This is a genomic window from Neobacillus drentensis, assembly GCF_036965425.1.
Classification (GTDB): domain Bacteria; phylum Bacillota; class Bacilli; order Bacillales; family Cytobacillaceae; genus Neobacillus; species Neobacillus drentensis_F.
On sequence record NZ_JBALPP010000003.1, the window covers coordinates 38,001 to 59,719 of the forward strand.

Here is a 21,719-nt window from a genome sequence, read left to right on the forward strand (position 1 = left end):
GAAAAAATGTATTCCATCTTAAATATGCAATTATTGTGCCATTATTCAGAAAAATAGATATATCGTCCCACATGGTTCTTTGAATGTTGTTCTTCTATACATCAGGAACAAATGAGTGTCCATTAATTGGACATTCTTTTAAATCGTCAGTTGATACTTTTTAATTTTTTCATACAAACCTGACCGGCTGATTCCTAGTAATCTTGCAGCCTGGACTTTATTTCCTTGTACCTGGACCAATGCCTTTTTAATTGCTTCTAGTTCCGCATTTTCAACCATTGAAACCTTTATAGCCGATTCAGGTAAACCAACCTGCTTTATTAAATACTCTGGTAAATCCTCGTATTTGATTTTTCCATTTTCTGCAAAAGTCATCGCACGCTCCATCACATTTCGTAATTCCCGGACATTCCCGGGCCAATCGTAACCAAGCAGGGCAGCTCTAGCGTGGTCCTCGATTCCGGTAATACTTGTTCCTAATATTTTGTTGAAATCAATCATAATCTTGCCTATTAAGAAATCCGTATCATAAAGACGATCCCGAAGCGGCGGGACATTTAAGGAAATTACATTAAGGCGGTAGTATAAATCCTCCCTAAAAAGGCCCTCTTTGACCATTTCTTCCAGATTTCGATTAGTGGCTGCAATAATTCTAACGTCCACTTGAATTCTTGCAGTCCCTCCTACCCTGTAGAATTCCCTCTCTTGAAGGACGCGCAGCAATTTTGCCTGCAAGGATAGAGACATGTCACCAATTTCATCGAGAAAAAGTGTTCCACCGTTAGCTAAATCAAATTTGCCGATTTTCCCCTTTAGTTTGGCACCGGTAAAGGCACCTTCTTCATAACCAAAAAACTCTGATTCTAGTAAATCCTCCGGTATGGCTGCACAATTGACAATGACGAACTTGCCGGTACTTCTGGCACTGCTGTTGTGAATAGCGTGCGCAAACAGCTCTTTCCCTGTTCCGCTTTCCCCGCGGATAAGCACCGTTGACCGCCCTTTTGCCGCTTTAGCTCCGCTTTTTTTCAGTTTTTCCATATAGGGGTCTATAGTCAAAAGATGGTCCCAGGTAAACTTAGCAGATTCAGATTTCTGGTATTCTTGATGATAAAAATTTGCTTTATTTTCCGCCTTCTGCAGCTTTTTGAATAGTTCGCTTACCTCATTTAATTGCCGGAATACCACCTTGCCAATTACTCCGATGACATTTCCATCTTCAATAATCGGAATACGGTGGACGATATACTTAATGCCACTTACTTCTAAAAAGCCGCTTACTTCAGCTGTTTCCGATTCATAGATATGGTCTAATTGAAGCTGTGGCAGCACTTTCAATACTGGCTGGTGCAATACCTGCTCTAACGACAAATTGAATAATTCCAGCAGCGGCGGGCTGACCATTTGAATGATTTTCTTTTCATCCGTCATTACAATTCCGTCAAATGCGTGTTTGAATGCTGTTTCTAACGTTCTTTTTAAGTTTTTTATCGTTTGTAATTCTTGTGAGGTTTGAAGCAGGGACATGACCATATCTGTTTTCGTCAGAATACCGACAACGTGGTTCATTTCATCCACGACAATACCGGTTCCGACCTTGCTGTTTTTAACCATTTCTTCAATCTTTGCATAAGGAGTATCGACCGAAACAGTTTCAACCTGCTTTTTTATGTAGTTTTGAATAGAAGTGGATAGAGGACATTCTTCTACGACCATTTGATAAAGGCTGCTCCGTGTAAAAATTCCCACTAACCTTCTGGAGGGGTCTGTTACAGGAAGCAGGTTCCATTTCTTTTTATCAATGAGTCCGATAGCTTCTTTTAAAGTTGTTTTTTCCGTTACAAAACAATCAACTGGAGTAATGATTTCTTTAAATTGGAGCATGTCTTCACTCCTCACTTTTTCAGATACTTATATTGTAACAAAAATACTTATTTATTAGAATTTTTTAACTATTTTTAAAAAAGACTTTGTTAAACTAGTCTGTTGATTTCCGCTTCAGGTGCTTCGCTTTCCGCGGGCGGTTCGGGGAGCTTCCTCGGCGCTACAGCGCCTGCGGGGTCTCCCCTGTACCGTACTCCCGCAGGAGTCTCGCTCCTTACGCTCCAATCAACAGGGTTAAATAATCAACAGTTATCTTTTAACACATCCAACAAAAAAAGAAGACCCAAGGGTCTTCTCGGAAAATATCATCATTTCGGCTGCATTCTTATCGCGCCATCGAGGCGGATCGTTTCACCATTAAGCATTGGGTTTTCAATAATGCTTTGAACCAGTTGTGCGTATTCAGCAGGATACCCTAGCCTTGGCGGGAACGGCACCATTTTTCCAAGTGAATCCCGCGCTTCTTGAGGCAGTGTATCAAACATCGGCGTATGAAAAAGACCTGGAGCAATGGTCATAACGCGGATACCGTACCGGGCAAGCTCCCTCGCAATCGGCAGCGTCATCCCGACAATTCCCCCTTTAGATGCGCTATATGCCGCCTGGCCGATTTGGCCGTCAAATGCTGCAACAGAGGCGGTATTAATGATTACACCTCTTTCATTTTTATCATTCACTTCATTTGTTATCATCTTCTCTGCAGCAAGGCGAATCACATTAAACGTTCCTACTAAATTTACATTTATTACTCTAGAAAAAAGTGATAGATTGTGTGTACCATTTCGGCCAAGGACTTTCTCGGCAATTCCAATACCTGCACAATTCACAACAGCATTCACGGCCCCCATAAAATCCGCCGCTTTACTAACCGTCCTTTGAATGTCCTCTTCCTTTGTAACATCTGTTTTTAAAAATAAAACGGCTTCTCCTAATTCTTCTTGAAGATGAAGGCCATTTTCTTCTGATTGGTCAAAAATGACTGCCTTTCCTCCATTTCCAACGATATTCCGTACCGTTGCTTCTCCCAATCCAGAGGCTCCACCAGTTACAATCGCACGGCAATCTTGAATTTGCATATTCAATCCCTCCAATAAAAGTTACTAATAGTCTAAGTGCAATTTCTGTGCCATTAAAAATGAATAGCGAGCAAAGCCTTTCCAATTCCTTACTGTATTTCAGCTGGACAGTTTAACATGCATAGTGACCAATAATTGTACACCTTTTGGAATAAAAAGCTGTTATCATAAAAGAGAGAATGACTATTTGAACGGAGGAATGGCAATGAGAAAATTAGTGGTTACTCACAATCTTGAACAAAACCTGCTTGATCAAATTAAACAGATTATTCCCGATTGGGAACTAATTGCTGGTAAAGATAAAGAAGTTTGGCAAAACCATGTAAAGGATGCAGAAATCATTGCAGGGTGGAAGCAGAGTTTAAAAGATGATTGCCTTGCACCAGAGTCAAAACTAAAGTGGCTGCAATCCTGGAGTGCAGGCGTTAATTCTATGCCTCTTGAAGAATTAGAAGCTAAAGATATTTTGTTAACAAGCGCCAATGGTGTGCATGCCTTTCCGATTTCAGAAACCATCTTTGCCCTAATGCTTGGATTAACGCGAAAAATCCATACATATGTAAAAAATCAACAAACAAAAACATGGCATCATGCCAATATGAATTTAGAACTGCATGAAAAGACCGTTGGAATCATTGGGGTTGGAGCGATTGGAAAAGAAGCGGCGAAAATTGCCAAAGCATTCGGAATGAAGGTACTTGGTGTAAGACACTCAGGAATGCCTGAGGAATTTGTTGATGAAATGTACAGTTCAGATCAATTAGACCTCGTTCTGCCAAACTGCGATTATGTGGTGGTAACCTTACCACTTACAAAGAAAACTCGTCAGTTATTTGGAGCGAAACAATTTAAGAAAATGAAATCATCAGCCTTTTTCATTAATATCGGCCGTGGTGAGATTGTCGTTGAAGCGGACCTCGTACAAGCTCTTAAAGAAGGTACCATTGCAGGAGCGGGACTGGATGTTTTTGAAAAAGAACCATTAAGTCCTGATAGTCCTTTATGGGAAATGGAAAATGTAATTATCACCCCTCACACTTCAGGCTCAACGGAGCATTACAACAAGAGGGTAGTAGAAAATATTTTGATTCCAAACCTAAGAGACTATCTTTCTGGTAAAAAACCATCCAAAAATCTTGTCGATTTTTCAAAAGGGTATTAACAAAGGGGGTTTTTCATGCAGCAAGTTACACTCGAAAAAAAACAAAATAAGAAGCGCGGGTTAAACGCTTTAAAGTGGGGCCTTCCTGCGCTTCTTGTTTTTCTATTGGCAGTAAATTTTTTGCCTGTAAGCCGGATTAAAGAAAAAAGCTTTTTCAAAAATGGCCGGCCAATGGTGATTGCCCATCAAGGCGGTGAGCTGCTTGCCCCTTCTAACACGATGGCCGCATTCACGAACGCGGCCGACATGGGGGTGGATGCCCTTGAAACAGACCTCCATATTACAAAAGATGGATATTTGGTTGCCATCCACGATCCAACTGTGGATCGAACAACCAATGGGCACGGTAAGGTAGCTGACCTGACACTTGAAGATATTCAAAAACTTGATGCAGGCTATCAATTTAAAGATTTGAATGGTCAATATCGTTACCGTGGCAAAGGCGTTTATATCCCGACTGCCGAAGAAATGTTCCAAACCTTTGGCAATATGCGAATCGAGATGGAGATTAAAGATGATAATCCACCTGAACGGATTGACGAAATGGCCTCCCAGCTTTGGGCATTAATAAAGAAATATCATATGGAGGATAAAATCTTGGTCGCATCTTTCGATCAAGAGATCCTCAATTCGTTTGAAAAATATGCAAGGGGCCGTGTTGCTACGTCAGCAGGCATGCAAGAGGTCAAAAGCTTTGTGATTTTCCATAAATTCTTTTTACGCAACCTTTATCAGCCCCATGTAGATGCCTTCCAGCTCCCGACCGAAGATAGCGGATTTGACTTAACTGACAAACTGCTGATTGACGATGCGCATCGCCGGGGAATGCAAATGCATTATTGGACGATTGATGATCCGAAGGAAATGAAGAAATTAATTGATGTTGGTGCGGACGGTATTTTAACGAATCGGCCGGATTTGCTCCTGAAATTACTTAAAGAAAAATAACTAAAGGGCTGCTTCAATCGAAGCAGCCCTTTAGTTATTTCTTATATCTTGCCGGACTGTATTTATCGCTGGCTTTAAAGTTATAAACCGGTATAATCATGCTTACAATTTCAACTGTTTCTTCTACTTTTTCTAAAATTTCATTCATCGATTTATAAGCCATCGGCGCTTCATCCAATGTTTCTTCGGAGACAGATGTCGTCCAGATGCCCTTCATCGTATTGTGGAAATCATCCATATTCAGCGTTTTCATCGCTTTTGTCCGGCTAAGGACGCGGCCCGCTCCATGCGGCGCTGAATAATTCCAATCTTCGTTGCCCTTTCCGACAGCTAAAATCGACCCATCTCTCATGTTGATTGGAATGATGAGACGTTCGCCCTTCTCCGCTGAAACAGCTCCCTTTCGTAAAATCAAGTTATCTGTATCAATATAGTTGTGGACGGTATCGTAACGGTCTTGCTCCTCAAAGCCCATATTCTCCGTAATTGCTCTGGCAATTTCTTCACGGTTTGCCTTCGCAAACGCCTGTGCCAATTTCATGTCATGAATATAATGGTCAAAATCCTCGCCCTCCAAATAAGCTAGATCATTTGGAATGACAGGATTGATTTCTTTGTAGCTCTGAATGGCAGCTTGAATTTCTTTTTGACGCCCAGCAGCCTTTAATTTTTCAATCATCTCCGTTAAATCATGGTTCCTGAGCTTGGAAATCGCTACTTTTTGATAATAGGTGGCAATCTTAGCGCCCACATAGCGGCTGCCAGTATGAATGGTTAAATAGTGATAGCCATCGGGATCGACTGAGACTTCGATAAAATGGTTGCCGCCGCCAAGAGTTCCTAGGCTATAGCGGCTTTTATTCTGGCTAAGAATATGCTGAGCTTTAAATTCTTCCGCAGATGGAAAACTCGTGTTAATAAGCTGAGCAGTCTCATCAGAATGTATCTCCATTCCGCTTGGCACATAGGTCCGAATAACTTGATCCAGCTTATTAAAATCAACCTTTTTATCTTGCAGCTTAACTGTTAATACGCCGCAGCCTACGTCAACCCCTACCAGGTTCGGGACTACCTTATCCTTTAGCTGGATGGTGGTTCCAATCACACATCCTTTTCCAGCATGATAGTCTGGCATAATACTAATCTTTGTATCCTTTAAGAAAGCTTGATTACACAGCTCTTGTATTTGTTCAAGCGCCGTCTCCTGAGGATAATTGGAAAATACTTTTGCTTCTGTTTGAGATCCGGTTATTTTTATCACGAGTTTTCCCTCCTTTTGTAAAAACAATTAACAATAGGCTATCACGGGAAATCCGAATGAGCAATGGATTTTCCATAAGTAATCTATATTACGTGCAGGAAACAAAATACCAGTCTTTATTCATTTTTTAATCCTCAAAAAACATCAGCTTGAACCTACCGATTATTGGGGACATTTTATCTTGTTCTCAAGCCAGTTTTGTCCCCAATACCGCCTATTGAGGACATTTTATCTTATTTTCTTGCCAGTTTTGTCCCCAATACCCCTTATTGAAAACTTTTCCACTCATTTATCAGAAAAAAGTTCCGTAAATAAATAAAGGAAGATGCCCTTAAGGCATCCCCCAGTTAAATCATATTAATAGATTGTTTGCATTCCCTTTCCCGCGACGGTCATCCATTCGAATTGGCGCAGTCTCACGTCAAATAAGGTTAATGGATCGCGGAACATTTCTGGATTCTCATTCATCTTATCTTGCATTTCTTTTTTCTTCTGAATCTCTGATCGTGCTTCTTCAACAGAACGGTTTAAAATGGCCTTGGGACCCTTGAAAAATAAGGTAACATCACGCTCCAATGATTTTTCAAACATCTCAAATGGCTGGAAAAACTGCTTATTCACGGCAGCGATTGCTTCAGAATAGTCTTCATTTTCTATAAAGGATTGATATTTGTTGAAAAGCATGGCTTTATTTTGCGAAATTGCCCCCAGAAGCTTCCCTGCACTTTTTAATATAAATTGTGAAGGAGTTCGGCGCAGCAGGATATTGACTGTTTCCAACTGGAACCTGGTTGTCATCCTATCTGTATCGCGGCGCCAATCATCGAGCACCCTAAAATCACACTCAAGCTCCAATCGCTCTTCCCCGTACATCTGATTAAATCCATCTCTCATCTCAATCAGAAATTCTTGGTTTTCCTTAAACTCGCCATGTGAACGCTCAATCCAATCTTGAAGTGAGCTGTAATATTTCGGCATTACCTTTTGCTCCAAATAATCCTGCAGCCTATTATTCATCTCATCATTGAGCATAAGATGAATTTTACTAAAATCACTGTCCTCCTTTATTAAAGAAGAGCACTCCCGGAGCATTTTTGGCACAGCCACTGAGATTTCTGTCTCAATGGATTCCTTAATTGCCCGATACGATTTTATGGCTGATTTGGTTCTTTGTATTTCCGCATCATTTAGTTGGTTCACCGCACCAGTTAGCTTGATCAGCATTTCTTCGTTCCAGCGAATTGATTCTATTAACTGATTTTCAACATCAATTCGTTTTTGCAAAAGACTGGCGATTGTTGTCCGAATAAAATACAACAGCTTTGCAAGGCGTTTATCCGCTAGATTTCTAGTATTTTTAATAGACTGAATAAACACTTTTAATTCTTTCATTTGCTGATTTTGTTCATATTGTGTAGAAAATGCAAATACCTTAGCATCATGTAAATAGGAGTTGACCATTGCTTTTATGTCATCATAAATTTTATGTGCTTCCTGTTCATTAGGAATAGTCTCCATTTTGCTAATCAAGAAATGAATTGGAATATCCGGTGCAATCTCTTGTATTTGCCCTAGCGCTGCCCACTCTTTATCCGTAAACGAAGCATTGGCATCTACCACAAAAAGAATTGTGTCAGCAATCTGCAAGTTCTTCAGGACTTCATAACGGTCATAATGGAGCGACCCGGTAAGCCCAGGAGTATCCAGGAACGCAACCTTGTTATCCTTAAAAAATGGCATTGGACGCTTCAATTCTATAATGGATTCTAATGCATTTCGTCTTCGATCCATTTTTTCCTTGAATTCCTCCAAACCATTTAGATCGTTAATCTCCCTGTCGGTGATTTCAGTTATGGTCATTTCCTCAGCGTCTTTGAACAGAACAACAGACGATGTTGACCCATCCTGTAATTCAGCACCGAGAACCGTGTTTATAAAGGAAGATTTTCCACTTCCTTTAAATCCGGCAAGAAGGATATGCTGGGTATCAAAATCAACCAACTGCTGGGCAAGCCATTTGACACGATTATTCTCGCCCATGTCATGCTCCTGAGCCCAATTCAATATAGAATCAAAGAGTGACAGACACTCGTCAAGCTCATCCATATCCGTTTCGGTTATACTAATTAATTTTTCAGCTTCACTAACGATGGCCTGGCTTATGCTCGCTGGAAAAAGTTCATTCCAAGAAAGGACGGCTGCCGACGCCAATACACTGTTCGCATTGTCAGCCAGACGGTGCCAATTCGTCAGCAAGTCTGGAATGATATCCTGAAGCTGATTTATAAAATACCTGCCATCAATAAAGGTGAAATATGTTTCTTTATGGCGTTTTGAAAGCTCTTGATAGTTTTCATTGCGATCCAAATTAAGATTAAGGAGCAAGTGATTGATTTCCCTCAACCAAACAAAATAAGATTCTTCATCCTGATAGCTAATCCACAATGAAGAAACAAGCTGTTCAAAGCTTTTTTTATCCAGATTAAACAAGATGCTTAAGGCATGCGAAAAATAACTTGCATCAAAGTTTTTCGTTACACTATTTTCTACATATGTATGCAGAATTTCAAACCATTCCAACGATTCCGTCCGCTTGGCTTCATTCACCGCCAGTTCAACGGCATTGTTCCAGTCCCTTTGCTCTTCGAAAAATGCCCGGGCGATTTCGGTCACATTCGGATAATCAGGGTTAGAGTTGATCGTCCTTTTGATTATCGCAACAGCCGCCTCCAGCTTTCCGCGTTCAAGATAGAGCGAAAATAACTGTAGTGCTACTTCTGTTTTTAAGGTAAGATCTTCTGTTTCTATAGCACTATAAAGATCTTCCGCCGTTGATAACATTCCCAGCTCATAATAGGCATCTGCCGTATTTTTCTTTGCCCACTGCTCAAGTTCATTGACAATGTTTTCCCACTTAAAAATCGCCGTTTCATAATCTTTATGGTGAAAATACACTTCCCCCTGTGCAAAGCGTATATAAGATAGGTCAGGCAAATCCTTTTGTGCTTCCTCCTGAAAGGCTTCTCCAAGGACCTGAATCGGATGAATAGTTTCATGCTCATTAATGAACATTTCATAGTATTTCTTTTGTTTCAATTGCGTCTCTAACGTCATTAAAATTCCCTCCAATGGCAACCACTCTATGTCATTCATATGGTAAAGAGGCATAATTATTCCTCATACGATTCGAATATAAGTTAGAATTTAAGTCCCAATTGTTACAATTTTATCAAAGGAATTTTTTAATAAGATGTCAATTGTATTTCAGTTTGGAGACAACTTTAGGGGATTTGTTGGGGATGTATCACTTGCTATGGATATTTTTGCCTACACAACTGCTTCCAGCTGCCTCAAAATAAAAAAGTGAAACCAGCTTAGATTCACTCTAAATTAATCCGCTGGTTTCTCTTATCTTTTCTATTTTTCCATAGTATATAGACTATCAATCTTAGGCAAACTTCAGTTGCTGACCTGTTCAATTCGTATGTTATCTAAAATAAACGTGCCTGCCCCAGTATCTCCATTCAAGCTCGTTCCATCACTGAAGACTCCAATATATGTTTGGCCGTTCTCAGAACCGGTAACAGTGAACTCAGCCCTTTTGGTATCGGTAGAAGCTGTAAGTGTATTATTCAAACTCAGTCCCTTAGCAACCGCAATATCACGAACATCAATTTCTTGATCGCCTGAGATAAAACGATAAGCATTAGCAGTAGTTTGATAGTCAAAGGATACTTTATAGGTTACTCCTGGTTCAAAGCGGAAGTGCTGCGGAATGGTGCGATACACTAAGCCTTTGTTTCCAGTATTGACTTTAATTGACCAATTTCCTGTGATGACATCATCAACCAATTTTTTGCCAGCCCATCCTTTTTGTGTATAAGGTGCATGCAATTCAGACAAGTGAATTCGGTTGTCTTCTACACCTTCTGTATTCCCAATGACAAATGGGTAAATTCCTTGCACGACAGATTCAAAATCCTGCTCAAATACCTTTGAAGATACTTGATTATTCAAAGATTTTTGAACGATGCGGATATCGTCAAATTTGGTTATTCCTTCTCCGGCCTCTCGGCTGAGAATAAGTTCAGCCTTTTTAGAAGTAGCCGTAAAGCTTACTTGCATCCTTTGCATTTTACTGTTATAGCCATCATTTGAAGCATGTGAGTCTGCTTTTACATAATTCTTTTGCAGGCTGCGTAATGTGTAATTGCTTACATCCTTTTCCCCGCCGGTTACTTTGATTCCGGCTTTTACATCACTATTGTTTTCTACGTAGACTTCTGCCACATAATCTTTACCTGGCACCAGGTCTGTAATGGTGCGGGAAACGGTTGTGTTCTTTGATGGACTTTCCATATTCAGATAATAGTCACCGCTGCTTAAATTACGGGCATTCCCAGTTTGATTCGTTCTGATGACACTGACGGCATCCTTGTCGCCAGCAACTTTTGAATTTTCATCTTTGACTGTTCCTGAATTAAATCCGGTGTCATAGATATGAGAACCGTTGCTCCAATCTTTAACTTGTAAGCCCTTCTCCTTCTTTTCCGGTACGACAACATATGGAGTGGCTGCTTCAGCAGTTAATGTGACTTGATTATTAACGACCTTGACTTTCTGCACATCGGTTCGACCTTGATCGGTCAATTTGTATACATACACCTTCGATGCACCTGCATATTCATCTGGAAGTGTCCAAGTCGTGGTACCGCCCTCCAAATTCCAGTGGTACAGTTTTTCAGAATCAGATGTTGGCGTCTCGAAGTCTTGCTCTACCCATGGAATTAAGTAAGCATGTTCATCAAGGACCACATTTCCATTAAGTGTAATCACTCGTTCTCTAGAATTGTCTTTTCTAGTTACAACAACTTCGTCCCCATTACTTGGGTCTTCCAATTTAATTTCCTTTTCCAAGTTGGTTTTGGTTTTGTCACCTTGTACATCCGTCCAATCGGTAACATAATACTTTTGTAAAAATTTAGTCGGCAGATTGGTATCGAAGGTCATGCGGATAAACTGGTCAAAGTTCTTATCCGACTGCCATCCTTCGAAACCGGCTAATTCAAAACCACCAAGTAGTGGGTGATCAGCCGTTCCGCCTGCTTCAGGCCAATTCAACACCCAGGAATCTTTTTGGTGATTACTTATAAAGCGAAGGACTTCAGAGTTGATTCCTTTGCTTGTTGGTCCACCGTAGTTCTTATCTGTAGCCCAGTGCTGCCAAGTAGAATAATTGGCCACTGAAGTACCAAACTCAGTTGAGACTCGCCAGCCTCTATTCATAAATTGCTCTGCAATTCGATCAGATTCCCACTGATCTTGATACCATACATCCAAATAAATAAAGTCAAGACCTGGTGCAGCAGTTTTTAATTCATCCAGCCTTTTGGCACGCGTCCCAGAATATAAATCTTTTAATTTATTAATAGTATAGGATTGATCTAACCAACCCCAGCCCTTGGAATTTGGACTATCAATAAAATCCTCATTAAAAGCTTTGGCTTCAGGATACGTTTCTTGGGCATTTATATGGACACCAAATTCAGAATTGTACTTATGGCCTTCACTAATAAGAGTTTTTAAATCTTCAGCGCCGCCAATCCGTTCACCTGCATCGCCATAATCCGGGTGCCCACTATCATGACCTTCATTCGCATATCCTTTTAACAGAACGGACTGACCCAATCCATCTGTAGCGAGTGCTACCTTTTTAACATTATCCAATGTTTTTAAGAATGGCTGCTGTGCTTGTGATCCAAAATTCATGGCAATGCGTGTGCCAACAAGGTTGTTTACATTTTCTGATCCTTTTATGTCCTGCATGATTTCACGGTAAGCAATCGCACCGTCCTGCCAGTCAATTTCATTGTCGTGATTCAAATCGTCAGCAATTGCAATTTTCACAGTAGGTTTTACTACTTGCGGTTTCGGCATAAATTCTCTTTGATAATAAAGCAAACTTGAACCAATCCCAATCGATTTCGTGCCATCTGCATTTTGATAACGATTAGCTACTAGGTTGCGGTAGCCATTGACTTCGGAACTGGACCATACACCTGCACTCAATTGATCCGTTGATAGGAAACCAGTATAGTAGCTTTCTGATGATCCAATGCCCCCCATCGATGAATCGACAGTGACATCAACATCCCCCGGTTTCGTAACATCACCGCTAAGATTTGTTAATTTTGCTTTCGCATTCGGTTGAGAAGAATTGACAGAGATAAAGTTTAGATCAGCAAATTCCACCGTTTCAATTTTTGCACTTCCGGCATTGGTAATATCCTCAAAAGTATAAATTACTTTATTTTTGTTGACTTTTAATGAAACTTTGAGAACAGCATCAAGGTTTTCAACTTCATCCTTCACTTTTAAGGTATACAGTGCTTCCCTTTCGCTCAGCTTTTCAAAACTTACTTCAGGATAGTAAAGCGTACCGTTCACTTTCAATCCGTAAACAGGAGATTTCTGTCCCCCCATAACCTTATTGCCAACCCGGTATTCGATGACACGTGGGAATATTTGGTCAATTATGACATCCATATAGTCTGATTTTATTGTATCTTCAACTGGTGGATTACTTGGCGCTTTAGGTGGAGCATATTCCTTAATTTTAATGTTTGAAATCGTAATGTTAGCAGCCCCGCGGCTTTTTTCAAATCCAAGTAAACCTGCTTTATCGACACCGCCTGCCAATGTCAAAGTATTTACCTTTTTATCATTAATGTAGAGGGTTGCTGAATCATCTATGAATTTTAGGCGTAGATGATAAGTTTTATTGGCTTCCAATGGCACATCTGAGGTCATCGCTGTCCAATTGTTTGCCGGACCAAAGATCTCTCCGAAATACTGATTGTTTTGATCTCCCGTTCCCACATACGTATAGGCAGATGGACTTTGAACACGATAGATTAGACCGAAGCGGTTCATCGCGCTCGTTCCTGGAGTAATATCCGCTTCAAAAATACCATTTTTAATTGTATTCATTTTATTGTAGACAATTCGATTCTTTTGAGTGGAAGTAACCTTGAAGGTTGCTGAACCATCTTGATTATAGGTTAAGCTGCCGTCACCTGAGATAATTTTAAAATCCCCTTCTGTCAGTTGGTTATCCGTAATGTCGACAGGTTCCCTATCACCTGGGTTTGGTCCTACATCTCCTAGAGCATCCCCCAATTCAATGAGTACTTGACTGTTTTTACCTCCAAAAGCGCCAAGTTTAACCGCTTCCTTACCTGTAAGCAGGTTATTTACATCATTGGATAAAGTAACCGGCCCAAATAAATCTTGGCCATCTAATGTAACATTGAAAGTGGTTCCGCTATACTCGATTTTAATAGAATGTTTAGATCCTGCTTCTGGTAGTGATACGCTTGGTCTAGTGTTTAACCAGGTTCCAGTGCCTTTATATTTGTATTCATAGAACCACCCAAATGAGTCATAACCTACAAATACGAAGTTATTAGGATCAATATAATGGGGATAGAAACCAAATCTGGTATCAGCCCCATTCAATTCTGGAATAAAGGTATATTCCATCGTTCCTGATTCTTTTGCTGCTGCCTTTTCTTCTTGAAAAATAGCAGCTTTGGCCCCATTGTCATTTCCTGCTCCTGCTCCAAGCTTTGCATAGACCTTCCCATGCTGGGTGACCATTTCATTTACTTCATTTCCGCCAGCTGAAATCGTAACCCATGGATTCGTCACCTCTGCATTTGCACGTAACGGCGGAATAAATCCCGTCAAGAACGTTGGCAAAAATAACACAATTGCAAGCAGGGTATGGCTAAATCTCCTGTAATTGTTCCTACTCAATTCCTCTCCTCCTTTGAATGTACTATTTTAATAGAAGACGATGCCTGACCATCAAATACCACCCTCTACTTGTAATCTAGCTTACTTTTATTAAAACGCTTCCACAACAAAGATATTGTCCAAATTTTTAGAAATATTGTTTTTTAGAGAATTGCATAAAAAAACGAACAGTACCCGGCACTGTTCGCTTAAAAAGCCTATCCAATTTGGACAATTTTCATAAATAGCACTCTAGTCAATTCGCTTTAGCGAACCAAGAGCTGGCAGTCTCTTTCAACACGACATTCAATTCTTCAATATTCCTTATACCGGTATCTTTTAACCAGTCTCGACCAGCTTGTTCCCCATTTTCAGCAAAAGGTGCGACGCCGTCTTTCCAAGTTGCCCTGCCACATAACACGCCATTAAAGGTAGAGCCAGATTCTTTGGCAAACTTCAGTGTTTCTTGGAATAGTTTCGCGCTTACTCCGGCACTCAAGAAGATAAACGGCAGCTCAGTAGCTTCACTTTGCTCTTTGAAGAAGGAAGCTGCCTCTTCCTTACTATAGACTATTTCGCCTTCCGTGTAGCCTTCAACAAATTTCATATCCACTGGAACTTCTACTTTTAATACATCGACATGATACTTTGGTTTGGAGAATTCCTTCATTGCTTCAATTACTTTACGCGGCTTCACTTCTGCATACTCTTTACTTTTCACATCATCATTTTTGGCATCGTAAGACACAATTTCAAGGAAGAATGGAATGTCTTCTGCCACACACTCGGACCCGACTCGTTCCATATAAACATGCTTATATTCGTTAATTTTCTTGTCTTCATCCACATCATAGTACAGTAAAAATTTAACCGCATCTGCACCGGCGTCCTTCAATCGTTTAACGGACCACTCTGGCAATAGATCAGGTAAACGGCCCGCTGCTTTTGCATCGTATCCGGTCTTTTCATAAGCAACCAATAAACCAGCGTCCTTGCTGCGAACCTTTGCAGCAGGCAGTCCATATTCTGGATCTAATAGAATAGCAGTTGAATAGGGTGTCAATTCTTTGGAAACCAATTCTTTAAAGCGGATGATGCCTTCATCCCCAATGGAACTTGAACTTCCTGCTGCAATCATTTTCTTTAACGAACCGCGTTGATCAATTGCCAAAGCTCCGATAATCCCATTTTCATCCGACAAACGCTTGAGAGCTGCCACTTTATTTTCCGTTAATTCTAACATCGACAATCACCTCTATTAATCTATTTTAATAACTTCTACCATTTCAAATAATTGACCGAACTTCTCACGATCTATATAACCGGTTTCCGTTTCCATCGCATTGAGCATGCCTGTCGTCATAGCTGTTTTCAGGATGTCCTGAACGGATTGCTTTCGTTTCAGGGCAACCGCTAATCCTGCAACAGTGGCATCACCGGAGCCAACAGGGTTCACGACATTTATAGCAGGAATGGTAACCTTGTAAAAGTCTCCACCATTCTTGATAAAAGCGCCGGTCCCGCCCATCGAAACGACAATCCATTCAATTCCATGAAATAACTCATTGTTTAGCAATTGCTTTAAGCTGCTTATGCTCTCTTCTACTTCTATGCCAAGAAGCTGGGATAACTCAGAGATATTGGGCTTGATAGCGAAGGGTTTTACATCATGAGTCAAAACTTGGCGGAGTGGCTCCCCCGAGGTATCAACAATCACGGAAATACCCTTCTCCCAGGCAATTTCAACCATCTGCCGGTAAAATCCTGATTCAAGTCCTAATGGCAAGCTTCCCGAAATGGTAACAAGGGAAACTTCGGACAGCAATTCCTGATATTTTCCCAAAAAAGCTGCTCCTTCTTCCGCCGATAAGATTGGCCCGGATTCAAGGATTTCTGTCTGCTTTCCATCATGGAGGATCGCGATACAGTTTCTTGATTCTTGATTAATTTTAAAAAAGTGATTCTCGATATCACTTTTCGTCAATTCCTGAATAATGTAATCGCCAATGGTTCCGCCAATTACACCTGTTGCCAAGACATCTTCCCCCATCTGCTCGATGACCCTGGCCACATTTAATCCTTTTCCGCCTGCGGTTTTACGAACATTTTCCACACGATTAACATCATCCAGTTTGAAATCTTGAATGGGATAGGAAATATCAACGGAAGGATTCATCGTGACTGCTAAAATCATCGAACTCCCTCTTTCCCTATAAAGTTTTCAGCTTGAAACCGGCAAACTCCATCAAGATACGTGGCCGTTAATTCGAGTTCAGGTGTAAGAACGATAAAGTCTGCATCATAACCGGTCGCAATCATGCCGCATTCCCCATCAATCCCAATACTTTGGGCTGGAGCTGTACTGGCCATATAGATGGCTTCCTCAGGTGTCGCAATTCCCCAATCAACGGCATTTTTGACTGCCTGTTTTAATTGCAAAATACTCCCTGCTAAACTGCCAGTCTCCAACCGGGCAGCCCCGTTCTTCACTTCGACAGGGAATTCTCCGAGCTGATAGCGGCCTTCCGGCATACCGCCGGCCATCATGCAATCTGTTACCATAACCGTCTCCTTCCTGCCGCGGGTATTCATTAAAATGTTAGCTGCAGCAGGATGAACATGGTGGCCATCACAAATGATTTCGGCAAACACTTCCGGCAGGCTCATCGCGGCGCCAACCATACCGGGCTCACGATGATGCAGCCCGCTCATGCCATTGAATGTATGGACAAAAATTGAAGCCCCCTTCTCAACTGCATCTTTCGCCACAGCATACGTCGCATCACTATGGGCCAGTGCCACCGTAACCTGATCCTTAACGGCGTACTCAATAAATTCCATTGCCCCTTTCCTTTCCGGAGCAAGCGCAATCTTTTTGATAAAATGATTGGAATACTTCTGCCACGATTCCAGCATTTCTATTGAAGGATCACAAAAATACTTCGTGTTTTGGGCACCTTTGTGTTTTTCGGTAAAAAATGGACCTTCTAAAAAGATTCCTTTTATTTTGGCACCTTTTACCTTTGTATAATTTTCCCCAATCATCGCCACTACTTTGTTTAATAAATGGGGAGAAGAAGTTAACGTGGTGGGCAAAAAAGAAGTCACGCCGCACGAAAGCAGCCCCTCAGAAATTTCCATCAAACCCTCAAGGTCGTTGTTCATAATATCGTGATTTTTAAAGCCATGAATGTGAGTGTCGACTAAACCCGGGGCAATCCATTTTCCCGCATAATCGATGACATCAGCCGATTCAGTCGGCAAAGTCACAAAAAAAGAACCGAACTTCCCCTCTTTAATTTCCAAATAACCGGGGCCTGACACCCCATCCTCAAGAAAAAATCTGTCTGCAAACACAAATCGTTCCATAGCTGCACCTCTGTTTAGGAATGAGAATAACATGCATTCCTATTCCCTTGATTTACTTGTATTCGTATATCGTTACACCCTGTACAACACGATTAACCGTTCCACTAGGTGAAGGAGTATCCGGTGTATTTCCGACCTTAATCGAAGCTAATAGAGCAAGCGTTTGTCCAACCATGACATACGGCAGTGACAAGTAGGCATCCGGTATGATGCGGGCCTTGCTGTCGAATAAGAACGTATCACCGGCATAATTGGTCTCTCCGTCCACGGCGATTGCACAAATATAGCCTGCGATATGATCCTGTCTCAATTCATTTAACATATCCAAATCATATTGGCGTGTATACGGATGGTTCGAAACGAACACAAACACAATGGCTTTTTCGTTCACAAATGATTTAGGGCCATGGCGGAATCCAAGTGATGAATCGAAGGAAGTGGAAATTTCACCGGCAGTTAACTCCAAAATTTTTAATTGTGCCTCTCTTGCCAAGCCCTCAAAACCACCTGAGCCAAGATAAATAATCCTTTCAAAATCGGAAGCAATCATTCCTTCAATATCTGCTCCCCTGTTAATTACACTTTCACCCATGCGGCGGATGGTTTCAACAATGGTCAATTTTTCTTCCACAGATATGGAATCAAAGATGAGCAGCGCTGTTAGGGTCATACAGGTATAGCTTCCTGTCATCGCAAATCCTTGATCATTAGATCTTTCTGGCATCAACAGTAAGAGGTTGCTTTCATCCCCTATTGCCCGTTGTGCTAACTTGCCTTCCTTTGAGCAGGTAATGGTAATTTGGTAGAGGTCCGTTATCACTTGTTCTGCTAATTCCACTGCTGCAACGCTTTCCGGACTGTTACCGCTTCTCGCAAAGGAAATCAATAGTGTTGGGATGTCTGCCTTTAAAAATTGGTAAGGATTTGACACAATTGCTGTTGTTGGAACACTTATCAGATTCCACTTTTTCTCATCGACTCTTTCTTTTAAATATGGGGTAATGGTGTCACCGACATACGCGGAAGTTCCGGCCCCTGTAAAAATGACCCGGATAGAATTGTGCTTTTCTGTCAGGTTCCGTAAAAATGCTTCAATTTCAGGTCTCTTCTTCGAATACAATGCAAATGTTTCGCCCCATAATTCAGGCTGCTGCTTGATTTCCTGTGTTGTGAATGATGCTCCCAATGGCATTAAATTTTCCATGCTTAAAGTAAACAAATGGTGTCACTCCTCTTAAAATTTGTTAAATTCCTTCAAATACCCGTAACCCAGCACCAATCACTCCATTATTCTGCCTCATTGTACTAATTGACATTTGACTTAAAAGATGCTGTTGTTCAGGGATTTGGATTGATTTCAGTTTTTCTTTAATGATGTCAAGCAGAAAAGGGTTGTTTACGATCACACTGCCCCCGAAAACAACTTTATGTGGGTCTAGTAAACAGGAAATCGAATACAAGCCATGTACCCAATTGTCCGTTATTTCATCAATAATGGGCTGAAACCCGCTTGCCCCTTCGTTATAGCGTTCAAAGACATCTTTAGTCGACAAAGATGCCGATTGCATTTCCTTTTGTGCTAATTTTTCGATTGCTGGTCCGGCAGACATCTTTTCCAGCCGCTCTAATTTCTTCCACGCCGAAAGAACAGGAATTAATCCAAGTTCTCCTGCAAATCCAGCCCCTCTGAAAAATGAACCATTATGAATAATAGAGCAGGAGATGCCCGTACTAATCGTCACGTAGACAAACGTCTCATCGGTTTTTGCCTGGGACGCCTTCCATTCGGCATAAGCCGCCATGTAAACATCATTGTCGATCGTGATCCGCTCGAGTCCAAATTGCTCCTGTAACCTGGCAGTGACAGGAAACTGGGCCCAAGGTAAATTATTTTGAAAAATCGCAATGCCCTTTTGTCGATCCACCTTGCCCGGTACCCCGGCACCAATGCCTTCAATGTCCGCTAACGAATAAGTAGAATCCTCAAGAACTCGCTCTATCGCTTCTACCACTTTAGCAAACATCTTTTCTTTGTCAGAAGGATCACTTTTTACCTCTGTACGTTTCAGTAATTCCCCTGTTTCAGAAATAATGCCCGCTGCAATCTTTGTTCCGCCAATATCTATACCAATTGCCTTTTTCAATTGTACTCCTCCAAATTTATATAGATGGGTTGTTGGTACAAGTTAAATTTATTAAAAACTCATAGACTACAAGCTACGAGTTTTTAATAAATGTCTTTAATTTAGTTAATATTCTTGTCATTATTTATTCTATACCACCCCAACTTGTTGGGTCAACCCAATATGAAAGATTATTCTTTATTTTCCACCTGTTACAGCAATGCCTTCAATAAATTGCTTTTGCAGAATGATAAATAGTACCAGCATTGGCAGGATGGCCAAAAAGGAGCCTGCCATAAGGATTGGATAATTGGTTAAATATTGACCTTGGAGCGAGGACAATCCGACAGAAAGTGTCATCGATTCAGTGGAACTATTCACAATCATTGGCCACATTAATTCATTCCAGCTCCAAAGGGTAGTGAAAATACCCAATGCAACCAAACCTGGTTTGGCTAGTGGAAGCATAATTTTCCAATAGATTTGGAAATGGTTGCAGCCATCGAGCCTGGCTGCCTCTTCCAGTTCTTTTGGAAGACCCATAAAGAATTGACGGAGCAGAAATGTACCAAACGCGCTAAATAAACCAGGGACAATAACTGCTTGCAATGTATTAAGCCAGCCTAATTTCACAATAATCATGTATTGCGGCAGCAAAAAAACTTGGCCAGGAACCATGAGAACCGATAATGCTAACATAAATAGAAAATTCCTGCCTGGAAACTCAATACGGGCAAAGGCATAAGCAGCCAACGAACACAGCAACAACTGCCCAGCTGTTCGTACTATCGTAATAATAAATGTGTTATACATAAATTTGAAAAATGGCAGCAGTCCAAATACCTCTTTGTAGTTCCCCCATTTGAAATCCTCCGGAATAATAACAGGCGGTACATGAATCGACTCGGCATAGGTTTTTAACGAGGTGAGAATCATCCATATAAATGGCAATACCATTGCCACCGATCCCACAATTAGAATGAAATGGATGAGGAATGTTTTACTCGTTACAAGCTGTCTTGTTCTTTCCATTGGTACCACTTCCTTTTAATCATAATGAACCCACTTTTTCTGTAACACCATTTGAATCGCTGTAATAATTAGAATAACGACTAATAAGAGAACAGCGATGGCTGCTGCATATCCCTTATCATTCAATACAAAAGCATGCTGATAGAACAAATAAACTATCGACTGTGTGCTTTCCAGGGCGGTACTGCCTTTTCCAATCATCATGAAAATAAGGTCAAACACTTGAAACGCCCCAATTAGAGACATGATGGACACAAAGAAAATAACTGGTGAAAGCAGCGGAAGGCTAATTTTAAAGAAAACCCTGATTGGGCCTGCCCCATCCATTTCCGCTGCTTCATAATAGGTCTTCGGAATTCCTTGCAGCCCGGATAGGAAAATAACCATGTTATAACCAATCCCGCTCCAGATGGCTACCACAATAATCGAATATAAGGCAATTTTCGGATCACTTACCCAATGTGGACCTTTTATTCCGATTAAAGATAAAAGATAGTTTAGTAGTCCATAATCGGAGTTAAAAAGCCATTTCCAAACCATGGCGATGGCTGCAGGCATCGTGATTACAGGTAAAAAATATAATGTCCGGTAAACGGATTTCCCCTTTATTTTTTGATTTAGGAGCACCGCCACCAAAATAGAAAGGAAAATCCCGATTGGGACCGTAAAAATAATATAAATTCCCGTATTCTTAAACGATTTTAATAGATTGCTATCTTCAAGCATCCGCTTATAATTTGCTAAACCCGTCCACTCATACTGTCCAAATGCTCCCCATTCAGTGAAACTAAAGTAAAAGGTTTGAATGATGGGCCACAGGTAAAATATAAACAAGCCCAGCATGGTAGGAGCAATCATAAGATAGGCCCAAAAATAATCCGATCGTTTCCTTGTCTTTGTTAAGCTCGAAACCTTAAATTTGTTTTTCGCTTTCACTTCAACCTGTAGAGGCAGTTCCTTCACTGTATTCCCTCCTTATTAGAAAAAAGAAGAGAAGAAACAATTTCTCCTCTTCAATTTTTTTATTTCTTGGCTCTGTTAAACTTGTTTGTTGATTTGCGCTCCAG

At 40.9% G+C, this 21,719-nt stretch carries 14 protein-coding genes; 2 read left to right on the forward strand and 12 right to left on the reverse strand.

The genetic code is table 11. The features are described from left to right. Positions 1 to 138: 138 nt before the first annotated feature. Both V7161_RS00275 and V7161_RS00280 read right to left on the reverse strand, forming a co-directional pair. Positions 139 to 1,884 carry a sigma 54-interacting transcriptional regulator gene (locus V7161_RS00275; protein ID WP_335441760.1) on the reverse strand — a complete coding sequence of 582 codons (1,746 nt, stop codon included), beginning with the start codon at positions 1,882 to 1,884 and terminating at the stop codon, positions 139 to 141. A gap of 308 nt (positions 1,885 to 2,192) precedes the next feature. After that, positions 2,193 to 2,960, reverse strand: a complete 768-nt coding sequence (locus V7161_RS00280) for a 3-hydroxyacyl-CoA dehydrogenase (protein WP_335441761.1) — start codon at positions 2,958 to 2,960, stop codon at positions 2,193 to 2,195. Positions 2,961 to 3,159: 199 nt separating this feature from the next. Here V7161_RS00280 and V7161_RS00285 point away from each other — a divergent pair, with 199 nt between their 5' ends. Together V7161_RS00285 and V7161_RS00290 are read left to right on the forward strand one after the other, a co-directional pair. Beyond that, positions 3,160 to 4,122 (forward strand): D-2-hydroxyacid dehydrogenase, encoded by a 963-nt coding sequence (locus V7161_RS00285; RefSeq protein WP_335441782.1) that lies wholly within the window; start codon positions 3,160 to 3,162, stop codon positions 4,120 to 4,122. Positions 4,123 to 4,137: 15 nt separating this feature from the next. After that, positions 4,138 to 5,070, forward strand: coding sequence for a glycerophosphodiester phosphodiesterase (locus tag V7161_RS00290; protein WP_335441762.1), 933 nt, complete (start codon positions 4,138 to 4,140; stop codon positions 5,068 to 5,070). A 34-nt stretch (positions 5,071 to 5,104) separates the two neighbouring features. On the opposite strand, the gene V7161_RS00295 is transcribed toward V7161_RS00290, so the two are convergent. The 10 genes from V7161_RS00295 to V7161_RS00340 all read right to left on the reverse strand — a co-directional run bounded on the left by V7161_RS00295 (position 5,105) and on the right by V7161_RS00340 (position 21,588). Next, complete coding sequence (locus V7161_RS00295; protein ID WP_335441763.1) at positions 5,105 to 6,331, reverse strand: RtcB family protein; 1,227 nt, start codon at positions 6,329 to 6,331, stop codon at positions 5,105 to 5,107. A 357-nt stretch (positions 6,332 to 6,688) separates the two neighbouring features. After that, positions 6,689 to 9,445 carry a dynamin family protein gene (locus tag V7161_RS00300; RefSeq protein WP_335441764.1) on the reverse strand — a complete coding sequence of 919 codons (2,757 nt, stop codon included), beginning with the start codon at positions 9,443 to 9,445 and terminating at the stop codon, positions 6,689 to 6,691. Between the two features lie 345 nt (positions 9,446 to 9,790). Next, on the reverse strand, positions 9,791 to 14,149 hold the full coding sequence (locus tag V7161_RS00305) for an endo-alpha-N-acetylgalactosaminidase family protein (RefSeq protein ID WP_335441765.1): 4,359 nt from the start codon (positions 14,147 to 14,149) through the stop codon (positions 9,791 to 9,793). 235 nt (positions 14,150 to 14,384) lie between these two features. Further along, positions 14,385 to 15,371 carry a tagatose-bisphosphate aldolase gene (lacD, locus tag V7161_RS00310; protein WP_335441766.1) on the reverse strand — a complete coding sequence of 329 codons (987 nt, stop codon included), beginning with the start codon at positions 15,369 to 15,371 and terminating at the stop codon, positions 14,385 to 14,387. Between the two features lie 15 nt (positions 15,372 to 15,386). Then, positions 15,387 to 16,322 carry a tagatose-6-phosphate kinase gene (gene lacC, locus V7161_RS00315; protein ID WP_335441767.1) on the reverse strand — a complete coding sequence of 312 codons (936 nt, stop codon included), beginning with the start codon at positions 16,320 to 16,322 and terminating at the stop codon, positions 15,387 to 15,389. After that, entirely contained in the window at positions 16,319 to 17,497 is a 1,179-nt protein-coding gene (nagA, locus tag V7161_RS00320; RefSeq protein WP_335441768.1) for an N-acetylglucosamine-6-phosphate deacetylase, read from the reverse strand. Before nagA ends, lacC begins: the two co-directional genes overlap by 4 nt. A gap of 52 nt (positions 17,498 to 17,549) precedes the next feature. Continuing rightward, the gene (locus V7161_RS00325) at positions 17,550 to 18,716 is read right to left on the reverse strand and encodes an SIS domain-containing protein (RefSeq protein ID WP_335441769.1); all 1,167 of its coding nucleotides are present in this window, start codon (positions 18,714 to 18,716) and stop codon (positions 17,550 to 17,552) included. A 25-nt stretch (positions 18,717 to 18,741) separates the two neighbouring features. Further along, positions 18,742 to 19,641 carry an ROK family protein gene (locus V7161_RS00330; protein ID WP_335441770.1) on the reverse strand — a complete coding sequence of 300 codons (900 nt, stop codon included), beginning with the start codon at positions 19,639 to 19,641 and terminating at the stop codon, positions 18,742 to 18,744. A 177-nt stretch (positions 19,642 to 19,818) separates the two neighbouring features. Beyond that, positions 19,819 to 20,652, reverse strand: coding sequence for a carbohydrate ABC transporter permease (locus tag V7161_RS00335; protein ID WP_335441771.1), 834 nt, complete (start codon positions 20,650 to 20,652; stop codon positions 19,819 to 19,821). A 15-nt stretch (positions 20,653 to 20,667) separates the two neighbouring features. After that, positions 20,668 to 21,588 (reverse strand): carbohydrate ABC transporter permease, encoded by a 921-nt coding sequence (locus V7161_RS00340; protein WP_420491537.1) that lies wholly within the window; start codon positions 21,586 to 21,588, stop codon positions 20,668 to 20,670. Positions 21,589 to 21,719 lie beyond the last annotated feature (131 nt).

Excerpts from the sequence above, each read along its gene's own strand:
- V7161_RS00290 (WP_335441762.1), top strand. The coding sequence starts at position 4,138 with ATGCAGCAAGTTACACTCGAAAAAAAACAAAATAAGAAGCGCGGGTTA.
- nagA (WP_335441768.1), bottom strand. The coding sequence starts at position 17,497 with ATGGAACGATTTGTGTTTGCAGACAGATTTTTTCTTGAGGATGGGGTG.
- lacD (WP_335441766.1), bottom strand. The coding sequence starts at position 15,371 with ATGTTAGAATTAACGGAAAATAAAGTGGCAGCTCTCAAGCGTTTGTCG.
- lacC (WP_335441767.1), bottom strand. The coding sequence starts at position 16,322 with ATGATTTTAGCAGTCACGATGAATCCTTCCGTTGATATTTCCTATCCC.
- V7161_RS00300 (WP_335441764.1), bottom strand. The coding sequence starts at position 9,445 with ATGACGTTAGAGACGCAATTGAAACAAAAGAAATACTATGAAATGTTC.
- V7161_RS00275 (WP_335441760.1), bottom strand. The coding sequence starts at position 1,884 with ATGCTCCAATTTAAAGAAATCATTACTCCAGTTGATTGTTTTGTAACG.
- V7161_RS00280 (WP_335441761.1), bottom strand. The coding sequence starts at position 2,960 with ATGCAAATTCAAGATTGCCGTGCGATTGTAACTGGTGGAGCCTCTGGA.
- V7161_RS00285 (WP_335441782.1), top strand. The coding sequence starts at position 3,160 with ATGGCAATGAGAAAATTAGTGGTTACTCACAATCTTGAACAAAACCTG.
- V7161_RS00335 (WP_335441771.1), bottom strand. The coding sequence starts at position 20,652 with ATGGAAAGAACAAGACAGCTTGTAACGAGTAAAACATTCCTCATCCAT.